The 19170-nt window shown below is 35.8% G+C and carries 12 protein-coding genes and 1 pseudogene; all 13 read right to left on the minus strand.

Annotated elements, in window-relative coordinates:
* The 13 genes and pseudogenes from gtfB to SK629_RS08455 all read right to left on the minus strand — a co-directional run bounded on the left by gtfB (window position 1) and on the right by SK629_RS08455 (window position 19093).
* Complete coding sequence (gene gtfB, locus SK629_RS08390) at window positions 1-1338, minus strand: accessory Sec system glycosylation chaperone GtfB (protein ID WP_042901430.1); 1338 nt, start codon at window positions 1336-1338, stop codon at window positions 1-3.
* Window positions 1331-2842 (minus strand): accessory Sec system glycosyltransferase GtfA, encoded by a 1512-nt coding sequence (gene gtfA / locus SK629_RS08395; protein WP_042901431.1) that lies wholly within the window; start codon window positions 2840-2842, stop codon window positions 1331-1333. Before gtfA ends, gtfB begins: the two co-directional genes overlap by 8 nt.
* Before the next feature lie 11 nt (window positions 2843-2853).
* Window positions 2854-5226, minus strand: coding sequence for an accessory Sec system translocase SecA2 (secA2, locus tag SK629_RS08400; RefSeq protein WP_042901432.1), 2373 nt, complete (start codon window positions 5224-5226; stop codon window positions 2854-2856).
* Window positions 5219-5659 carry an accessory Sec system protein Asp3 gene (asp3, locus tag SK629_RS08405; RefSeq protein ID WP_042901433.1) on the minus strand — a complete coding sequence of 147 codons (441 nt, stop codon included), beginning with the start codon at window positions 5657-5659 and terminating at the stop codon, window positions 5219-5221. The genes secA2 and asp3 overlap by 8 nt, the downstream gene beginning before the upstream one ends.
* Window positions 5656-7187: pseudogene (asp2, locus tag SK629_RS08410) on the minus strand (accessory Sec system protein Asp2). The gene asp3 and the pseudogene asp2 overlap by 4 nt, the downstream one beginning before the upstream one ends.
* Window positions 7171-8751 carry an accessory Sec system protein Asp1 gene (asp1, locus tag SK629_RS08415; RefSeq protein WP_042901434.1) on the minus strand — a complete coding sequence of 527 codons (1581 nt, stop codon included), beginning with the start codon at window positions 8749-8751 and terminating at the stop codon, window positions 7171-7173. The pseudogene asp2 and the gene asp1 overlap by 17 nt, the downstream one beginning before the upstream one ends.
* Before the next feature lie 9 nt (window positions 8752-8760).
* Complete coding sequence (gene secY2, locus SK629_RS08420; RefSeq protein ID WP_042901435.1) at window positions 8761-9978, minus strand: accessory Sec system protein translocase subunit SecY2; 1218 nt, start codon at window positions 9976-9978, stop codon at window positions 8761-8763.
* 607 nt (window positions 9979-10585) lie between these two features.
* Window positions 10586-12340, minus strand: a complete 1755-nt coding sequence (locus SK629_RS12690) for a glycosyltransferase family 2 protein (protein ID WP_080710270.1) — start codon at window positions 12338-12340, stop codon at window positions 10586-10588.
* 17 nt (window positions 12341-12357) lie between these two features.
* Window positions 12358-14106 carry a glycosyltransferase family 2 protein gene (locus SK629_RS11015; RefSeq protein ID WP_050492364.1) on the minus strand — a complete coding sequence of 583 codons (1749 nt, stop codon included), beginning with the start codon at window positions 14104-14106 and terminating at the stop codon, window positions 12358-12360.
* On the minus strand, window positions 14099-15016 hold the full coding sequence (locus SK629_RS08440) for a glycosyltransferase family 2 protein (RefSeq protein ID WP_050492365.1): 918 nt from the start codon (window positions 15014-15016) through the stop codon (window positions 14099-14101). The genes SK629_RS11015 and SK629_RS08440 overlap by 8 nt, the downstream gene beginning before the upstream one ends.
* A gap of 100 nt (window positions 15017-15116) precedes the next feature.
* Entirely contained in the window at window positions 15117-16580 is a 1464-nt protein-coding gene (locus SK629_RS08445) for a glycosyltransferase (RefSeq protein ID WP_042901436.1), read from the minus strand.
* Window positions 16581-17867 (minus strand): hypothetical protein, encoded by a 1287-nt coding sequence (locus SK629_RS11020; RefSeq protein WP_050492366.1) that lies wholly within the window; start codon window positions 17865-17867, stop codon window positions 16581-16583. It abuts the gene before it with no gap.
* 53 nt (window positions 17868-17920) lie between these two features.
* Window positions 17921-19093: a glycosyltransferase gene (locus tag SK629_RS08455; RefSeq protein WP_042901437.1), complete on the minus strand. Its 1173-nt coding sequence runs from the start codon at window positions 19091-19093 to the stop codon at window positions 17921-17923.
* Window positions 19094-19170 lie beyond the last annotated feature (77 nt).

Genomic DNA, 19170 nt, shown 5'->3' on the forward strand with positions numbered 1-19170 from the left:
TTAGCCTCCTAAAACAGTTTGCATGGTTTCCTGATATCGCACCAAGTCAACATAGTTGGCATGTTGGCCTTGTTTGCCAAGTGCCTGACGCATTTGTTCAACATCTGAAAGGGCCAATTTAATGTTCTCAACCAAAGCAGCGACTTCACTACTTTCAAATAGATGGTCTGGAGCGATATAGAGTCTATTGTGCACCGTCTGATGAAATCCAAGAAGCAAGAGATTGTGTTCAAAGGCCTGACGCACTGCCTGCAATAACTCATTGCTATGGTTTATATCCAAGTAAATATCTGATAGTTGATAAAGTTCTTGAATTTTTTGTGGACTAGCGTTCTGATAAAGGACTACATTAGGATAGCGAAGCATATCTAAGAGCTTAGAAGACATCTCTGTTACCGCTGCGATACGGAAGGTAACATCAGGCAAGGCTTCTACGATTGCTTCTACTTGCTCAATCTGATCTGAATTAGTCAAGATTAAGGCATCTCTTCTAAGGAAATTATCACGTTTGAACTGATAATGGTAACCCAAATGCACAAACTGAGCATGGTATTTCTCGTCAGTCAACTCTAAAGCACGTTCATAAGTCGCCTTGTTTGGAATGATGATTTTCTTAGTGCGCACATCATCACTCTCTAAAATCAACTGCATATTGCCTGGAATGGCATCATAGAGAGGTTCCTGCCAAACCAAAACATCTGAACCAGATTTATCTGGATGATGGAAGGAAACCAAGAAAGGAGTCGCTAGAGTATTAAAGATAAGCTGATGGTTATCGAATCCTAAATCTTGCAAAAAGAAGGTAATAAATTCAACCTTATTTGCAAAGTAACGCATGGACTGACCAGGTAAGGTCAATAAGATATCACCCGTCACATGGTTTTCAAGTAACACTTCCTGACCATTGACATCTTGGTAAACCGTCATAATCGGCTCACTATCTGCGCTATAGGTCGTTGTAGCAAAGCAGGCTCCGAAGCGATTATAATGGTCAACCTGACGTACTCGACCTTCCAAGTCTTTCCAATCTACCTGTTTAACCAAGCGAGCCTGCATTCCATCAGCATAATGAATAACAGCTCTCTCCTGTGTCACATCCTCAATACGAGCAGACTGATTATTTCCTGAAATTTCCCAAAAAGCTGGAACAGGGACTTGGTTAAAATAGAGAGGTTTTCCATCCTCGTAACCTAGATAATAGGTAAAAGGAGAGACCAGACCATCAGGCAGAAAACCATCTGCATCGATGACCACTCCAAGTTGAGAAAGGCCAGTAGCTACTAGACTTTCATGTAAATCTCGACTTTCCTGATTATAACGATCATAAAGTTCAATCATGGAGCACCTCCTCTACTGTTTTCTTCCACTTTTCTAAAATTTCTTTGGTTAAGAAGCCTTCTGCAATCTGGTAAGAGTGGGTACGCATAGCTTCCAAACGATTTTCTTGATACAATTGACAAATCTTAGCTGCAAAAGCTTGCTTGATCTGGTCTTCTACATGGTCAGATGAACTTGGAATCAAATAACCATTTTGCCCATCTTCTATAAAGGTCTGATTCCCATAAGGCACATCAAAACCAATTAGAGGTAGACCTGAACCAACTGCTTCCATCAAAGTCAAACCAAAGCCTTCGCTGGTAGAAGCTGTCAAGTAGACCTCATACTGGCTATAAATCTGCGCAAGATCCGCATGCCCCTTGAGCTGGATATAATCCTCAGCCTGATGAGTTGCAATAATGTCTCTAAGCAGAGAATCTTCTCCACCGCTACCATAAATATCAAAGGTTAATTCAGGTATTTCCTTACGAGCCTCAATGACTGCCTTGACCAACCAGTCAATGTGTTTTTCTTTGGCAAGACGTGAAGCCGTAATCAATGAAAATGGCTTACGTCCTTGACTTGACTCTGTCAAGGAATCAATACTTCCTACAGGAATGGTAACAACCTTTGGTTGGTGCTGGGTGTATTTGGCAAATTGCTCTTGCAGAACTTCTCTCTGTCTATCAGTGGATACGATAAAGAAATCAACCTTATCTGCATTGGTAAACTGGTAGTCATAATAGTTATTCCAAAGGATGTAATCCTCATTTGTAACATTTTCACTATAATGCTCCGCATGAACAACTACCGCTAAATGCGCTGCTTGTGCTTCCTCAAAAACAACCTGCCCAATGCCTGTCTCCCTATCGAGAATGACCAAATCAGACTTGTTCAAATTCAAGGATTTCATAAAGGCACGCATAAAGGCTTGCTTCCCATAGAAAATCTTATCCTTGAAACGATAAACTTCTTCCTTACCTTGATTCATCAAAATATCATAGGCTGGAGTTCCGTCCTCATTATAAAAAGTCCTTTGATATAGCACTGCAACATTGTCCTTGGGAGCAAAGTATTCGCTACAATAACGCGCATAAGAAAAGTAATCCTTACGAATCAGTTTTCCTTTAAAGACATACTCAGCATGTTGAACCAAGTCCTTGTCCTCATCAACCAAATAACAGGTTACAAACTTACCTTGGTCAGAAAAGAAGACACGTAAAACCTTGCCATTTTTTTCTCTGTGACTTTCTTCACCACCAAAGTAAGCCAAGACATCATCCACTGTCACGCTAGTCGGCGCAATCTTGATGTCTGTAAAATGATTATAAAGCCAGATCACTTGATCATCATCAAAACCAATATTTGCTGTTAAGTGCTGAATATTATCGGCTAAAATCATATCTGTAAAGATAAACTTAGAGGACAGATTTAATTTCCGAAAAACACCAGCACGATAAGCTTGGGCGTATTCAACACCGCTACTAGCCCAGCCAATGCCTAAATTTATATTATAAATTGTCATATATTCTCCTCTTATGGGAAATGAGTCATAATCTCACCTTTAGAAGTAACTTCAACAAGTCCCATCAAAAGATTACGTATCATATCAGCCCGAATCTGTTCTTTCATGGTTTCAAAACCATCATAAGCCTCCTGATAATACTCTACTATAGGATTTTTCTGAGCAGCCGGCTGATTCCCTATCGCCATAGTCAATTGTTGTAAGTAATCTACCTGCTCTACCCAGTTATCATCAATAGCCTTGAGCAAAGAAAGTCGTAAAAACTGTTCATACAAGTCATGTTGATCAAGTAATTCTTTCTTTTCTGAAAGTTCTTTATCAATCACCTGCTTCATAAAACTACGAACTGCAGTCTTGTCAGTCACATCTATATAATCTGGAATCTCTTTAACATGGAAACTAATATTGGTCACGATAAAGTGGAAGAGCAAGTCTCGGCTTTCATAATTTGAAGAGGTCACTTGATCAATGTAACTAGCAATGATTTCCTCAACAACATCCTCTAAGTCACGAGAACCATCTATTAGACGATTTCTTTCTTTATAGACCATATTCCGTTGAATATTCATACTCTCAGCATATTCTAGTGTCTGACGACGCGCCGAACGTCCAGCACTATCACTGGCATGCTGAGCCTTTTCGACCAGTTTCCGATATTTACGGCCTTTCAATACTTCTGGTTGAGTCATATCTTGAACCTGATAGTCTTTATACTTTTTATGCACCCAAGATGGACCAAATTTCTTGATAACATCGTCCTCTAAAGATACAAAGAACTTACTCATCCCAGGATCTCCCTGACGGCCAGAACGGCCACGAATTTGCAGATCGATCCGTTGACTTTCCATCCGCTCTGTTCCGATTACAATCAATCCTCCAAGTTCTGCAACTCCCTTACCAAGTTTAATATCCGTACCACGTCCTGCCATAGAGGTAGCTACTGTCACAGCCCCCATCTGACCTGACTCGGAGATAATCTGAGCCTCACGCGCCACATTATTAGCATTTAGAACATTATGGGCAATCCCTTCACGTAATAAAAGAGATGAGTAAAGATGGGACATCTCCACAGAACCAACAAAAACCAATAAAGGATTTCCCTTAGCATGGTATTCTTTGATATACTCCAAAGAAGCATACACTTTTTCAGGTAACGTTACATACAAATTGTCTGGATAGTCAATCCGTTGTTTCGGACGATTGGTTGGAATACGAATAACTGCCATATTATAAGTTTCAAGAAACTCTTTTTCTGCAACCTTACCTGTCCCTGTCATCCCCGATATCTTATTAAACATCTTAAAGAGACTCTGATAGGTTATGGAAGCCATGGCTCTTGTTTCTGGAGACAATTTAACATGCTCCTTCGCCTCAATTGCCTGATGGAGACCTCCCTGTAGTTTGGTCATTTCCATAAGACGTCCTGTCCCCTTATCGACCAGTACCATTTCATCCCCTCGAACGATATAGTCCTTATCTCTTGTATAAAGTTTATGAGCCCTTATTGCATAGACTAGATGACGAGCAAAAACCGCATGTTCTTCCTTGTAAAAATGATCTATTCCTAAAAAGCTTTCAGCAGCCTTAGCACCTTTAGTGGTCAACCAAACTTCATCTTTCTCCTCTTTAAAAATGTAATCCTCACCTTCAACCAAGGTCGTTACCAGCGTATCAATAATACCGTAGTGATTAGATTGAACACGCGGAGCACCGGCAACAATCAAAGGAGTTTGAGCACTATCAAGTAAAATATCATCAATTTCATCAATGATTACATAATCAAAAGGACGTAAAAATTTAGATGACTCATCAGAAGCTAAATTATCATTCAGATAATCAAATCCCAATACACTATTGGTTGTGTATATAATATCTGATTCATAAATAAGTCTTTTTTCCTCAGGTGTGTATTCTTCATTAGGATCACCTGTAAAGGGAATTCCAACAGATAAGTCTAAAAAACGGTAAACCTGTCCCATTTCCTCCGCATCACGCTTGGCAAGATATTCATTCGTTGTAATAACCATCGTTCCCTTGCCCGTCAGCGCATTGAGGTAAACGGGCATAGTAGCTGTCAAGGTTTTCCCCTCACCTGTGTTCATCTCCGCTACATCACCTTGATGAATAACAATTCCTCCCATGACCTGTACATCATAGGGGAACATTCCTAACACTCGTTTATCTGCTTCACGTACTACTGCAAATGCCTCAACCAAAAGATCATCCACCGTTTCTCCTTTAGCAAGACGTTGTCGGAATTCTAGTGTTTTTGCCGCTAATTTTTGATCTGAGAGAGACTCCATTTCCCCTTTTAGGGCATTAATCTTTTTTAAGATCCTTTTGACTTTCCTCAACTGAAAATCTTGACTAAAATTTTTAATCACGATTCATCTCCTCGATATAAAAATCATAAAAGTCTAACGACTCAAAACCTGCACTCAAAAGAGACACTTCATAGGTGTAAGCTTCTTGGGGGTAAGTAAACATAAATTGTTTAACTTTTTCTACCTTTTCCTCAATTACAGTTTCATAGCGATCAAAAAATCTAATTTTTATGTATAAACCTTGCTCTGGTTGACAATCGAAATTCATACACATTTGATAATCCTGTTCTCGTTTTAATAAAGGCAGACTAACTTGAGTTCTAGCTCCTTGATAGTTCAAACTAGAAAACCAGCTCCTCAGAATTTCTCCAGATGTTAACAAAGGATTATAGAGACTGACATGCTGGTAGCTATGATAAGTCACCCGAGTGCCGTACATAAATGTTCCCCCAACTTCTCCCCACTCTATTCCTTGTCTTTGTTTGATAATCATTCATCACCTCTCCCAAAATCTGCCTCTAACACCATATGATAAAAGTGCAAAAACCAAGCTACATTGGTATCCGTATCATCATTATGTCGTCCCGCTGTTCCTTTAGAAAGTATTTTCGCTCCTGTATTACATAAGTGATCAACTAATTGTTCATAAGCACGGCTATCCATATCCTCGTCTTTCATATAAGATAGACCAAAGGTTGTATTTGAAAAATCTGCTTGTTTAAAAACATTCCAAAAACGTTGATCTAATTCCAGCATATGTCTAGAGCTAACTCCCCCAGTTTGATGATGCAAAATATCAAAAGCTGTATTAAATACGCCTGGAGCTTCTAATCGTCCACGACTAGCGATTGTTCCAATATTGGCAAGAGGTTTACCGACAATAATAGCATGAGGTTCAAAGGAGGCACCATAATAAAGAGATGGAAATGTTCCCATAGAAAGACCTGACAAAATCAAATCTTTTTTATCAAATCCTAGATAATCTAGATAGTGAAGAATCGTTTCCTTTACCTTATTTTCTAGCTCATCACTTCCCAAATAAAAGGCACCACCTTCAAGACGTGGATCAGAAAACAAGATGAAAGGACATCCAAGATTTTTCATCATGTAATATCCTTCAAAACCTTCCGCAGAACGATACCCTGCAAAGTATACATTCAATGGAGGCTTAAAATCTCCAGGATGGAAGAAATAATTAATTTCTTCACGCTTACTATCGTGTAAGATATTTCCCCCCAAGAAAAACTTCCCAAATTGCTTACGAGTCCAACGTCTGTGTAAACTTCCTAATTGAAGAATCCCCTGACCACGTGCTAGAATTGAAATTGCTAAATAACCTTTGGATTCGCCCGGAATGACGAATGCCTTTTCTAAATCAGGTTCATTTAGGATTATCTCTTCTATAATTTCTGACACCGAACCTTGTTTTATTTTTTTATACTAACTTGAAATTCTACCCCATCACTTTTTTCATACTCCAACCACAATTCAATAGGGAGTTCCTCTTCTAGGATTACGTTATAACTCCAAAAAGCTAACTGAGAAAATTCTTCTCCAAAATATCCCTCCAATGTTAAGTGCTCAAAGCCTTGATAAGAAATCGAACCCTTAAAAGCAGGATTGACTTGCAACATAAACGGCTTCAACTTATCGCCATATCCGCCACCAAACAGCGAAGTCGACAAATCTTCCAGTAATGTTTGAGGGTCTGAAAAATCAACAGCCTGAGCACAAGATCTTTTTAGAAATGATGAAATGGTCAAATCTGCCGTTTCAAAATTTTGGTTATATAAAAGAGTATGAGGTTCTATGTTATTCATAAACGGAAGTAAATCTTTCAGATACTGACCGTCCTCTATTAAAACAACATGAAAACTAGTAATTCCATCCATCTCCATCATTTTTCTCAAAGCAAGAGAAGAATCAGGACAAAAATAATACCAGTCCATATTATCAGGAATTTCAAAACAATGTTTCCAGTTATCAATTCCAATTTGTAAGATTTTAAGATTCTTTGACATCTGTGATTTCTCCTATCCAATTTTGGAGTTTTTCTAAAAACATCTGTCCCGTATGTTCCTTGATTTTTTCTACAGAGTAAATCAAGGCTTGATTCCACTCCTTAAGTGTATCCAAATAATAATGGATTGCCTTTTGAAGTTCTGATAAGTCAGAAATAAGATATCCGTTCTTTAAATGATCCACATAAACTGTTTTCACTCGATTAATTTGAGGAATCCCTGCACTAATTCCAGCAATTTGAGTATAAAGATGAGGAAGTTTACTTAAGTCTACAATTAAACGTACAAATTCCAAGGTTTTAATTAAATCCAGTTCATCATTCATATTAACGACTTGATATCTCAGTTCCTCTACTTTATTATCCTCTAAAGGATTTTCTGAATCGCCATAACCCGCATCTTTTTCCAACGATTGACTATCGATTCTCTCTTGTATAATCTTCTGAATTAAATCTTCAAACTGCTCTAGTAGTTCTTCATCCGTCGCAAAGGTACCAAATATCAATTCCACATCTTTTGTTTTCGAAACAAAATCTAATATTTGATATATCCCCTCTTCATCAATACCCTCTTTAAAATTCAATTGATAGTAAATAAAAGAGGTTTTTCTTGTCTGGCTACGCCCCAAACGTAGGCGAGTATCAAAAGGAGACAAATGTTTAAAATATTGTTCATTCTCTGGATATAATTCTTTCAAAATATGAAGACTATCTTCCCTATCTACCAAGGTAAAATCTACCTTATTGAATACTGGCAATAAAGCGGGAAATGTATCTTGAGGATTTCGATCAATAAAGAGACTCAAAATCTTATGACTTTCTTCCGGTAAAGTTCTCATCATTAAATCATTGTGAACTTGATGGGCTGGAATAATAAATAAATTATTCTTTTTATAAATTTTACTTAGTCGTTTTTCAAAAAATTCCTCTATTACCTCGCCTATATTATGATAAGTCAATGATTTAAATCGATAACCAAATATTGGATTAATCTCAATACGTCCACCATCCTGCAAGTGCTCTCTAAACTGCCAAATTCCTTTAGTATTCAGATAATCTTGATAGTAAGCTACATCATCCTTAAAATAAATAACACTAGATACTAGCCCCCTATCATCCATAATAAACTGTTCAGAACGTTGACCTTCACTATTGAAGTATTGGATATGACTAATAAAACCTTCTACACCATGTTCTACCTGTGCATACAGTCTACCTTTTCTCTGCACCAATATAGCAAATGGACTATAAATAAATTCACACTCACTATCCCATTCAATATCTTTAAGGCTTAAAATCTGTGAGTTTTCCACAGAAAAATCTTGCATATCATCAAATACAGAATAAGCTTCTGTCTCCAAGACACTATGACGATGTAAAAAATATCGAAGATGAGGTTGGTAGGACAAAATCAACAGTTGAGAACGAAAGCCCTGATCCTGTAATAATCTGATTTGATTAAAGGTATCATCAAATTCAAGTTTAAAAAAAGTACGATACCAAGGAATTAAATCAAAATGCCATGGTCTATCAGTCCCATACCATGCTGGAATAAAATAATACATCGCAACCTCCTAGATAAGTGGTTTATAAGTTTCGTTCATTCTTAAAGCCTTTACTTCATCTTTTACATTAAAAATCATTCCATTCAGCATTAAAAACAAACCAGGAATCATGGCCACTCGCAACAGTTTTTCATCAGATAAAACAAGGAACATTGGCAAGCCCGCCATAACCACATTAATGATTCCTCCTACAATAGAAAATCGGAAAACTAGACCGTTGATAAAACGACTGGTCTCCTCACCTGGATATACTCCATAGATATATTCACCTGACTTTTTCATTCGATCAGCAATCTGATCTCCACTTATATTTACAAATGCAAATGCAATACTAAAAATAAATAAAATACCTATATATAAATAAATCCATAGTGGCTCACCCATTTTATATTGACCAGATAACTCCATATAGATGGGATTTTTTGGAAATATAGCATGTAGAAGAAGCAATACATAAGTAGGTAAACTCATAAAAGTCATAACATACATATACGGCATTCCCCCAGCCGGATTTAGCATTATCTCAAAATAAGAATATCTCTTAAATCGGCTATGCAAACCAACTTTATGTACAGGTAAACGATAGCGCGCTCGATACAAAATGGAAACAATATAGGTGAAAAGGAAGCCCATCAGAACTAATAATAGAATACTGATATAAGATATATGGATAACTTTAAACGTTTCAATCATATCCTGTGGAATAGTCAATACCATACTAGATAGCAAAATAACCATAGGACCTCCCAAACCATTGCTGGCATTTATATCTGACAACCAAACTAAGAAGAAGGTACCCGCAATCAGTAACAGAGTATTCATAAAGGTAATAACAATTGGAGAAAAGGATTCCTGAATGGGGAGATTTAGGGAAATAGCCAACGACTGGATAATCGAAATAAATAAGGTTAGGTACATTTTCCTTCTATCTTGCACCTCTATTGAGAGAGAGGTAATCCCTAAACGTTTAGACAAGGAGAACATTTGCCATAAAAGTGTCGCAGACATCCAAGGAGAAAGACCTACCGACAGCAAAGAAAGACTCCTAAGGTTTCCACCTGAAATAGCTGTAGAAAAAGCTAAATAGGCAGTTGAACCACCTAAAAAATCTCTGCTATTCACATTAACAAAAGGAAGAGATAATCTACTTCCCAAGACATAAATAAAAATCAAAAACAGGGTCACAAGACCTTTTTTCACTATTATAGACGAAAAAATATTTTTCATAACGAATCCTTACATAAAATTAATATAGCATTTTTTATTCTTTCCACTACACAGTAGAAAAGGAATAGAAAATAACCCAGTAAATCATGTTAGAAACCTTAGTCATTTTCCGCTTTATTTTTGAGCGCTAGCTCTTATCATTTCAAAGTTAAAACTAAAATACTATTTTATTATCAAAGTCCCCTAGACAAACAATGTCAAAGTGTTTATCCAAGATAGCACTTTGACAGGAAATTTCTGTTAAAAATATACTTGGCTCGCACTTACTGAGGCAGAACAAGTTAAACATCAACACGATTTGTTGTCAAAATATAAATAGAATTTAATTTTATACTAAAAAATTTTAACTCTATATACAATTCCAGTCTTTCTATTATATCAAAAAAAGCAGAATAAATCTGCTTTCAAGTATCTACAAGATAGGAATATCTCCATTCATGCTCTAGCTTCTTTATTCAATACCAATACTTCCACGCATGTTTTATATTTACAAAATATCACAGTTGCTCAAACGAGATGTCTTGATACTCTTAGATAATCCCTGCAGACTACATTAGTATCGTTTTATCCTAGTCAAGTGCTGTCATTTATAGGATAAGAGGGAGCTTTAATCGCTTAATAAATACAAAAGTTCTGCATAGCGTTTAAAGATTTCCGTACTTTGAAGTCCTGCTTCTTTTGCTTGATTGTAACGCATTTTTAAATTCGTTAACACATTCTCTCTTTCATCCGCTACATTCCATCCTTTAATAGCATAAACCGCCATCCGTTCCATCAAACAGTCCAAAACATCAACCAACAACTTTTCAGTTACCCTACTGCTAATACTATCTACTCCCACTCTATGATTATAAAGAGCCTTATGGATATAAGTCGAACGACAAGACTCTGCAAAAAGGCGATAATTAGTACGAGTATCTTCAATAATTTTCCCTTTAGGGAAGGAAATGATATCAAATAATCTACGCGCAAACAGAATTCCCCAACTTGTTTTAAATGATAGATCCCTACGTTCTAATAAGGGTAGTTGTTGTATTAATTCCTCCCCACTATAATGACTCTCATAATAATCCTCAAAGAGATGAATCAAATAAACATTGCGTTCTTGATGAAATTCTTGATAATTGGATACAACTACTTCTGCATCATTAAGCAAGGCTGCTCGGTACAGATCCTCTACATAAGTCGGTTCTATCCAGTCATCTGAATCAATAAAGGATAAAAATTCTCCTTCCGCCTCAGCAATACCAGCATTTCGAGCGTCCGACAAGCCACCATTTTCCTTTTCAATATAACGAAAACGACTATCCTTCGCAACAAACTCCTGGCAGATAGCAGCAGAACCATCTGGTGAACCATCGTTAACCAACAGAACTTCTATATTTGAATAAGTTTGATTGGCAATACTATCCAAACACATCCGTAAATAATTCTCTACATTATAAATTGGAACGATTAGACTAATTAATGGACGAGGATAAGTAATATCATTTTCTAAATTGGTTACCATAGTTTCATACACCTTAATGTCTTTTGAATCTGGAAAACTGTCTTTCCAATAGGATAGTAAATGCTTGATCCTTTCCAAATAATAATAATTAGGAATGTTTAATTCATTTATAAAATCTAACATATTCCAATGTACTTTTATGTCGCAAAGAGCAGATGCTTCCGAAGGATGATGACTCGCATTCTGACCATGTTGTACATATATATACGTTACTTCATCTATATAAACAATACTTTCCGCTCGCAAATATAATTTAAAGAAATAATCTAAATCTTCACTCTGTGTCAGTTTTTCATCCAAGAATAAATTTTGGGTTAATGATTTTTTAAATAACTTTGAAGCAATACAAGCAAAATCATGAGTTAAGTAATTTAATTTCGGAAATAACTCTAAAAATGGACGTATTTGCTTCTTTTTTATACAAAGATCATTTTGGCTTTGATTGGAATATGCAGGAAAATAAAACAAACCATCTTCTGTATTAAAAGATTTATGTTTTGAAACAGCTATATCAGTGTTATTTTCTTTTATGCCTTTTAAAAGGGCTTCTAGATGATTTGACTCCACCCAATCGTCTGAATCAATAAAAGTAATGTATGCCCCCCCCGAACGTTCGAGTCCTAGGTTACGTGCAGAAGATACTCCGCCATTTTCTTTTTCAAAATAACGGAAACGACTATCATTCTCTACGTATTCCTGACAAATCATTCCAGATAAATCTGTTGAACCATCGTTTACGAGTAACACTTCAAAATTAGCATAAGTCTGATTGATAATACTATCCAAGCACTGACGCAAATACTTCTCTGTATTATAAATTGGAACAATAATACTGATCAATTCATTATTCATCTTTATTTCATTTCTCACTATTCTAATAAACTTATAAATTCTGTATATCGTTTAAAAATTTCCGTATTTTGAAGTCCTGCTTCTTTTGCTTGATTGTAACGCATTTTTAAATTCGTTAACACATTCTCTCTTTCATCCGCTACATTCCATCCTTTAACAGCATAAACCGCCATCCGTTCCATCAAACATTCCAAAACATCAACCAACAATTTTTCAGTTATCCTACTGCTAATACTATCCACTCCTACTCTATAATTATAAAGAGCCTTATGGATATAGGTTAGACGGCTAGACTCTGCAAAAAGACGATAATTAGTACGAGTATCTTCAATCGTTTTCCCTTTAGGGAAGGAAATAGCATCAAACAATCTACGCGCAAATAAAATTCCCCAACTTGTTGTAAAAGAGAAATCCTTACGTTCTAATGCGGGTAGTTGCTGGATGAGCTCCTCCCCACTATAATGAGTTTCATAATAATCATCAAAGATGTGAATCCAGTAACAGTTATCCTTCACATCAAATTTTTTATAATTCGATACAACTACTTCTGCATCATTAAATAAGGCTGCTCGGTACAAATCCTCTACATAAGTCGGTTCTATCCAATCATCTGAATCAACAAATGATAGAAACTCCCCTTTTGCTCTCGCAATACCAACATTTCGAGCATCCGACAAGCCACCATTTTCCTTTTCAATATAACGAAAACGACTATCCCTCGCAACAAACTCCTGACAGATAGCAGCAGAACCATCTGGTGAACCATCGTTAACCAACAGAACCTCTATATTTGAATAAGTCTGTTTAGCAATGCTGTCCAAACAGCTCCATAGATAGTTCTCAACATTATAAATCGGAACGATTAGACTAATTAATGGTTGCTGATAAGTAACCCTTTCTCGAACTTCTGACACAAATGATTCATATTCTCTAATTGCTTTTGATGTTGGAAAACCGGATATTCTATATGTCACTACATTTTCCATTCTTTTAAAATAATGGAAAGTTGGTAGTCCCATCCTGTCAATTTGTTGGAACATCTTTTTATAGATTTCCAACTCTTGTAATGCTTTAAGTTCATTAACATTTTGTGATGTACTAGCATCATGTGTTCTGTAGACATAAGTATAGTCTCTCACATAAACAACTGACTCAACTCCAAGATATAAATAAAAGAAGAAATTCAAGTCTTCTGCATAGCTTATTTGTTCATCAAACAAAAGATTTCCAATGATTTCTCTTTTTATTAATTTAGATGAAATAGAGTAAAAACTATGATCAAGCTCTCCCAATCTTGGAAGGATTTCTAAAAAAGAATCTCTACTTCTTGTCCCAATATTAAGAAATTCATCGTCCTCCCTTGAATAACTTCTCAAATAAAATACACCATCCTGAGCAAATCGTTTATAAGTAGAAATTGCTACATCTGTATCATTCTCTTTAAGAGCAGTATAAAGAACATCTAAATAGTTCGGCTCAACCCAATCATCTGAATCAATAAAAGTAATGTACGCCCCCCCCGAACGTTCGAGTCCTAGGTTACGAGCAGAAGCTACACCACCATTATCCTTTTCAAAATAACGAAAACGACTATCATTCTCTACATATTCCTGACAAATTATTCCTGATGAATCAGTCGAGCCATCATTGACCATGATGCACTCAAAATACGGATAAGTCTGTTGTTGAATACTATTCAAACACTCATGTAAATACTTCTCTGTATTATAAATCGGAACGATAATACTAATCAATTCATTATTCATCTTGCTTCTCCAGTTCTAGCTGATTGATAATGTTTTCTAAATCAAGATGATCAATCTTATGTTTCAACTTTTCCCTTTCTTCTTCATATCCATAGAATTCCAACTCTGATAATCTTCTTTTCAACACATAGTCATACATTCTATATGTTTTTACAATATTAATCCCGTCTATATCTTTGGTTTCACGAATTCTTTCTTCCAAAGCATCAATATAATCCATATGTGATAAATTAAAACTTTTAGATAAACCATTGGGATTGTATCGATACACATAAACAGTCTGATTACTTACAGCTATCTTTTCTGCTTTTAAATAAAGTTTCCAGGTTGTAAATTGATCTTCTGCGTATTTCCCATAAGGATATCGAATACCCTCAAATAAACTGCGCTTATACAATTTCCCCCAAGCAGTTGAAAAACGCAAGAAATTTACATCTACCATATCATCCAGTTGTTGAACTGCATCAATATTACCAATAAAAGTGATAGGTAGTTTAGGAATGTCGTGCTGCGTGAAGAATTGAAAATAAGGTTCTTCAAAGTAGCAAAAGAAACCTACTACTAAGTCTGATTCCCCAAGCAGACTAGTTGCATACAGCTTTTCCAGAGCTTGCTCCATCAAAAAATCATCTGAATCAACAAAGGTTACATACTCTCCCGTAGCTCTGTCTAAAGCATAGTTTCGAGCGTCTGACAATCCTCCGTTTTCCTTAACAAAATAACGAATACGATTATCACGTTCCACATACTCCCGACAAATATCGTCAGAAGCATCTGTCGAACCATCATTTATTAATAAGACTTCAATCTCTGGGTAAGTCTGATTCAAAATACTATCTATACATTGTCGTAAATACTGTTCAACATTGTATACAGGTACAATTACACTAATTAAAGGGTATTTCTTCATGTTATCTTCCTAATACTTATCAACTAAATAAGCTTCTTATTTTTTCAACCATCTTTTCAGGTTCGTCCTTTTTACAAATAACTTGCTAAAAAGCACAAATTTAATCTTCTATCAATACTCTCCACTTTTCTGCAATGACCTCATCCAAATAAGAGGCTGCAATTCGATATGAATGCTGCGATACTTCATTTTGATTCAAATCAAAAAACTCCAATACGGCCTTCGTCATTCTTTCAACACTTTCTTCTTTATCTTGACCTTCAGAATAGGGGACTAAATAAGCATTCTTCCCATTTTGAATAAAGGTAGGTGCCCCATAAGGGACATCTAAACCTACTAATCCCATACCAGAAGCCACCCCTTCAAGTAAGGTTAGTCCCAAGGTTTCCCAAGAAGAAGTTGAGAGATACAGCTGGTGTTTTTTATACTCTTCTTTTAAATTTTGATAACCACGTAACCTTATATAATCTTCAGCATTTAGCTCTGAAATCAGTTGGTTCAATTTATGATAATCTTCCCCTTGACCATAGATATCCAAAGTAAATTCTGGTATTTTCTCTTTGACCTTTGCTCCTACCTTAATCGCTATATCGACTTGTTTACGATAGTTTAAGCGAGCAGCAAGCATAGCCGAATAAGGAACCATCGTCTCTACATTGCTCTCGATACTTTCGATACTAGCAGCTGGTATCACACAAATCGGACAGCTAGGTAAGCCCATCTCTCTTAGATAGTTCTCCAAGTCTGTTTTTTGTGCTTCTGTCGAAACAAGCATAAAGTCAAAAGAAGTCGCATGTTGAAATAAATAATGATACTCATTATTCATCGCACCCGTCTTATATTGATGGAGAGAGTGAAGAAAAACTCCTATTTTTGCATGATTACCATATTCTAAAATTGCCTGTGAAAAGGAAAATCTAGAGACCCTGTCCATAAGGACGACATCAGCAGAAGAAAGGGACAAGGATTGGATAAAATATTGCATCAAATCGTATTCGCCTTCAAGCCATTCCGAACCAAATCGATACCGTGTTTTTCCTAACGATTGGAAGCCTTCATAGACCACTTCACTTTCAGAATTATAGAAACACCTTTTGCTCCACTGATAAGTCCCTTGGTCAAACCACTCTCTACATATCAAATGAGAAGTATAATGGTCTCTCTGATAGAGTGTATCTTGATAAAAATGATCAACCTGATAAACTATTCCATCCTCATATTTCAGAAATAGCCTATGATTTTCAGATATTTGATAAACGATTTGATACTGGTCTCTCTCAACTATCGGACTATTCTCTAGGTGCAGTCTACTAATCATCTCTTCACTAGTAATAGTTGATTGTACACCTTTTTCTCCAGCTAAGTAAAAGGGAGCAATCATCATTTTATCCAGAGGAATCCCTATATGTTGAAAATAAAGAAAATCTTCTCTTGGAGGAAGGACAGAAAATATATAACGAACATCTAGATTCATCTTTTTAAAGATCCGAGCACGATTGGCTTGAGAACGATCTACACCATTTGGTTCATATCCTACTAATAAGTCAAATAGATAAACTGTCACTCAATTTTCCACCTTTCGAAAAGCTCTATAGTAATCTTCTTTAGTAGAAGATCGAAGCCATTTCCATTGCTTTTGCAAAGCCAAATGATACATTTCCTCTGAAACGACAACTTTTTTTATAGCATCAATCAAATCAGCCACAGCTTGACTTGAAGCTAGATGCTCAGGACAGATAAAACCTCCCCTATGCTGGGTCTCCTTAAAAGCAAATAAAAGCAAACCTTTTTCCAAGGATTCTTCCACAGCATTCAATATTTCTATACTATGATTAATATCTAAATACAAACTACACTGATTTATCAAACTTTCATACTCTGCCTGGCTAATGCCTGGATGTAAATAGACATTTTCACGTATTCCAAGATCCAATAATCTAGGTCCCATACTCGTAAGAGCAGCGATATGAAACTCAACCATCGGCAACTTCTCAACAATTTCCTCTATTTTTTCAATTTCTTGTGTGTGAGTCATGATGAGCGCACGATGGTGATTTACATTCATTTTTAAAGGATACAAGGGACTGATATGATGAATTTTATCGTTTGGAGCAAGGGACTCAAATACTGAATAATGATAAATATAGAGTCTATCTACTCTTGATAGATAGACTTCTACTTCTTGGATTTGAATCGGTTCTTTAGAAGAATAAACTGCAGAAATTTTTTGACGATCTAAATAATCTGCTATTTCTAAATCTCCAACAACTAGCACTTCATTTTCTAAATCAAAGAACTCTAAACAAGCCTGCCATAGTTCATCTTCAGTATAAATATGGGTGATTTCATCTTTAAATAAAGTATATAAGCCTCGCTCTACATTTTTAATCATTAATAGAGTATTTTGAGCATCATAATAATGAACAGAGATACTATTTTCTGATTCATCCATTATTTCCTGTTTATAACGCCAACCATTTTCTAAATAGTAATCGCAGCTTATAACTTTTCCCTGATTATCCCACCATTCAACCTTGTCTACTGTATATAATTCTTTACGACGGTAGAAGATCTGACCTCGTTGAATATCTTTATCCCATATGGTTGCGCAATCTTTTTCCATACAAATTTCCCAATATTTAGGAACCGCCACTTTCAAAGCTATCAATGATTCACTTTTATATTGATTTAATACTGATTTCTTTGCAAGTAGGATCGGTAAAAAATGAATATAGTCTTGAGTCTGTTCTGTATACTCCATGGTTACAACATGAATCTCAATACCAGAAGAAAGGACATTTTCTACAAATTGCTGCTCATCCAAATTATACTGCTTTGTTAGATAAAGCATCTATATCTCCCTTTTATTCCTCCATAATCATAAACTGATTAAAATGATAATTCCTATAAAGATAGAATGTAATCACACATCTTTTGAGGTTCCGAACTAGAGAATACCTGATCCACATGATAGGGATTCACTACCGTATCAAATGTTAGGATTGGTTTTCCTTTTTGTTTTGCAGTTTCAATTACTTGTTGATTTTTTTCTTCATAGTTGATGTCTAGATAAATGTCACACTCATCAACCAACCGATTGCGATTCCAATCTAAAATAGCTGGATATAATCTCACATTTTCATATTTTCGTAAACAATTCAGAACATCACCCATTAACGTATTAGCTGCTATATGAAACATGAAATTTGGTAAATGAGTCACTAGATAATCAATCTGTTCCAATGACTGACTATCAGTCATAATAAATATGTCACGTTTTTTTCTAGGTGTTTTATGATTCGTAATCTCTGACCAGTCCATCATTGAATATCTCCACCATACTTCTCTTAAACGAGAGTAAGACCTTAAATTCCAAGGCTTATCTCCTGAAAGATAATGAATAATCGCTGGCAATGGGTCTGTCGACATTTCTAAAATAAAATACTGCTGTCTCTCCTCTGCAATTCGGTCATAACCAACTTGGAAATTGTAAGTATCATCTAAGACGATATAGCGTTCCCCTGCCACTCGATTAAAGACAGTTTGATCTGACTCTGGCAATGTTTCATGATCCCTATCAGTGATTTCGATTAAAGTCGCTTGAATATTTTCTTCTTTCCACAACTTATTATTAACTAGCAAGACACCCGAATTAAATCTATCTTCTAATCCATAAATAACTTTGGCCGCTGCCAAAAGTTTATCACCAAGTTCGATTTCAAACAGCTCATTCAATGATCTTGTTACAATTGTATCACTATCCAAATACAGCACCTTATCTTCTTCCACAAATTGTGGGATAAAGTATCTCGCAAAAGACATGTGGTTCATATGAGCTCCAAACGGAGGTAACTTCCATGTTTCTGAAACCAATCCACTTGTCAACTTCACATCAACTAATTCACTCTGTTTCTGACTCATTTTTTCACGAACACTGATAAACCATTCCTGAGGAATATCCTGATTCAAAATATACACTTTGCAAGTGTCATGATGATAGCAAATTGATTTTAATGTTGCTTCTATATATCGAATGTAGCCATAATCACCAGCTAAAACAAATGTTAATTTTCCCATTGTATCTACCTATTTCCATTTATTTTTATTTTTCTATTAATTTGCAAACTCAATAAACATCAAAGAGCACTACATAC

The sequence above is a fragment of the Streptococcus mitis genome, assembly GCF_000722695.1.
Lineage (GTDB): Bacteria > Bacillota > Bacilli > Lactobacillales > Streptococcaceae > Streptococcus > Streptococcus mitis_O.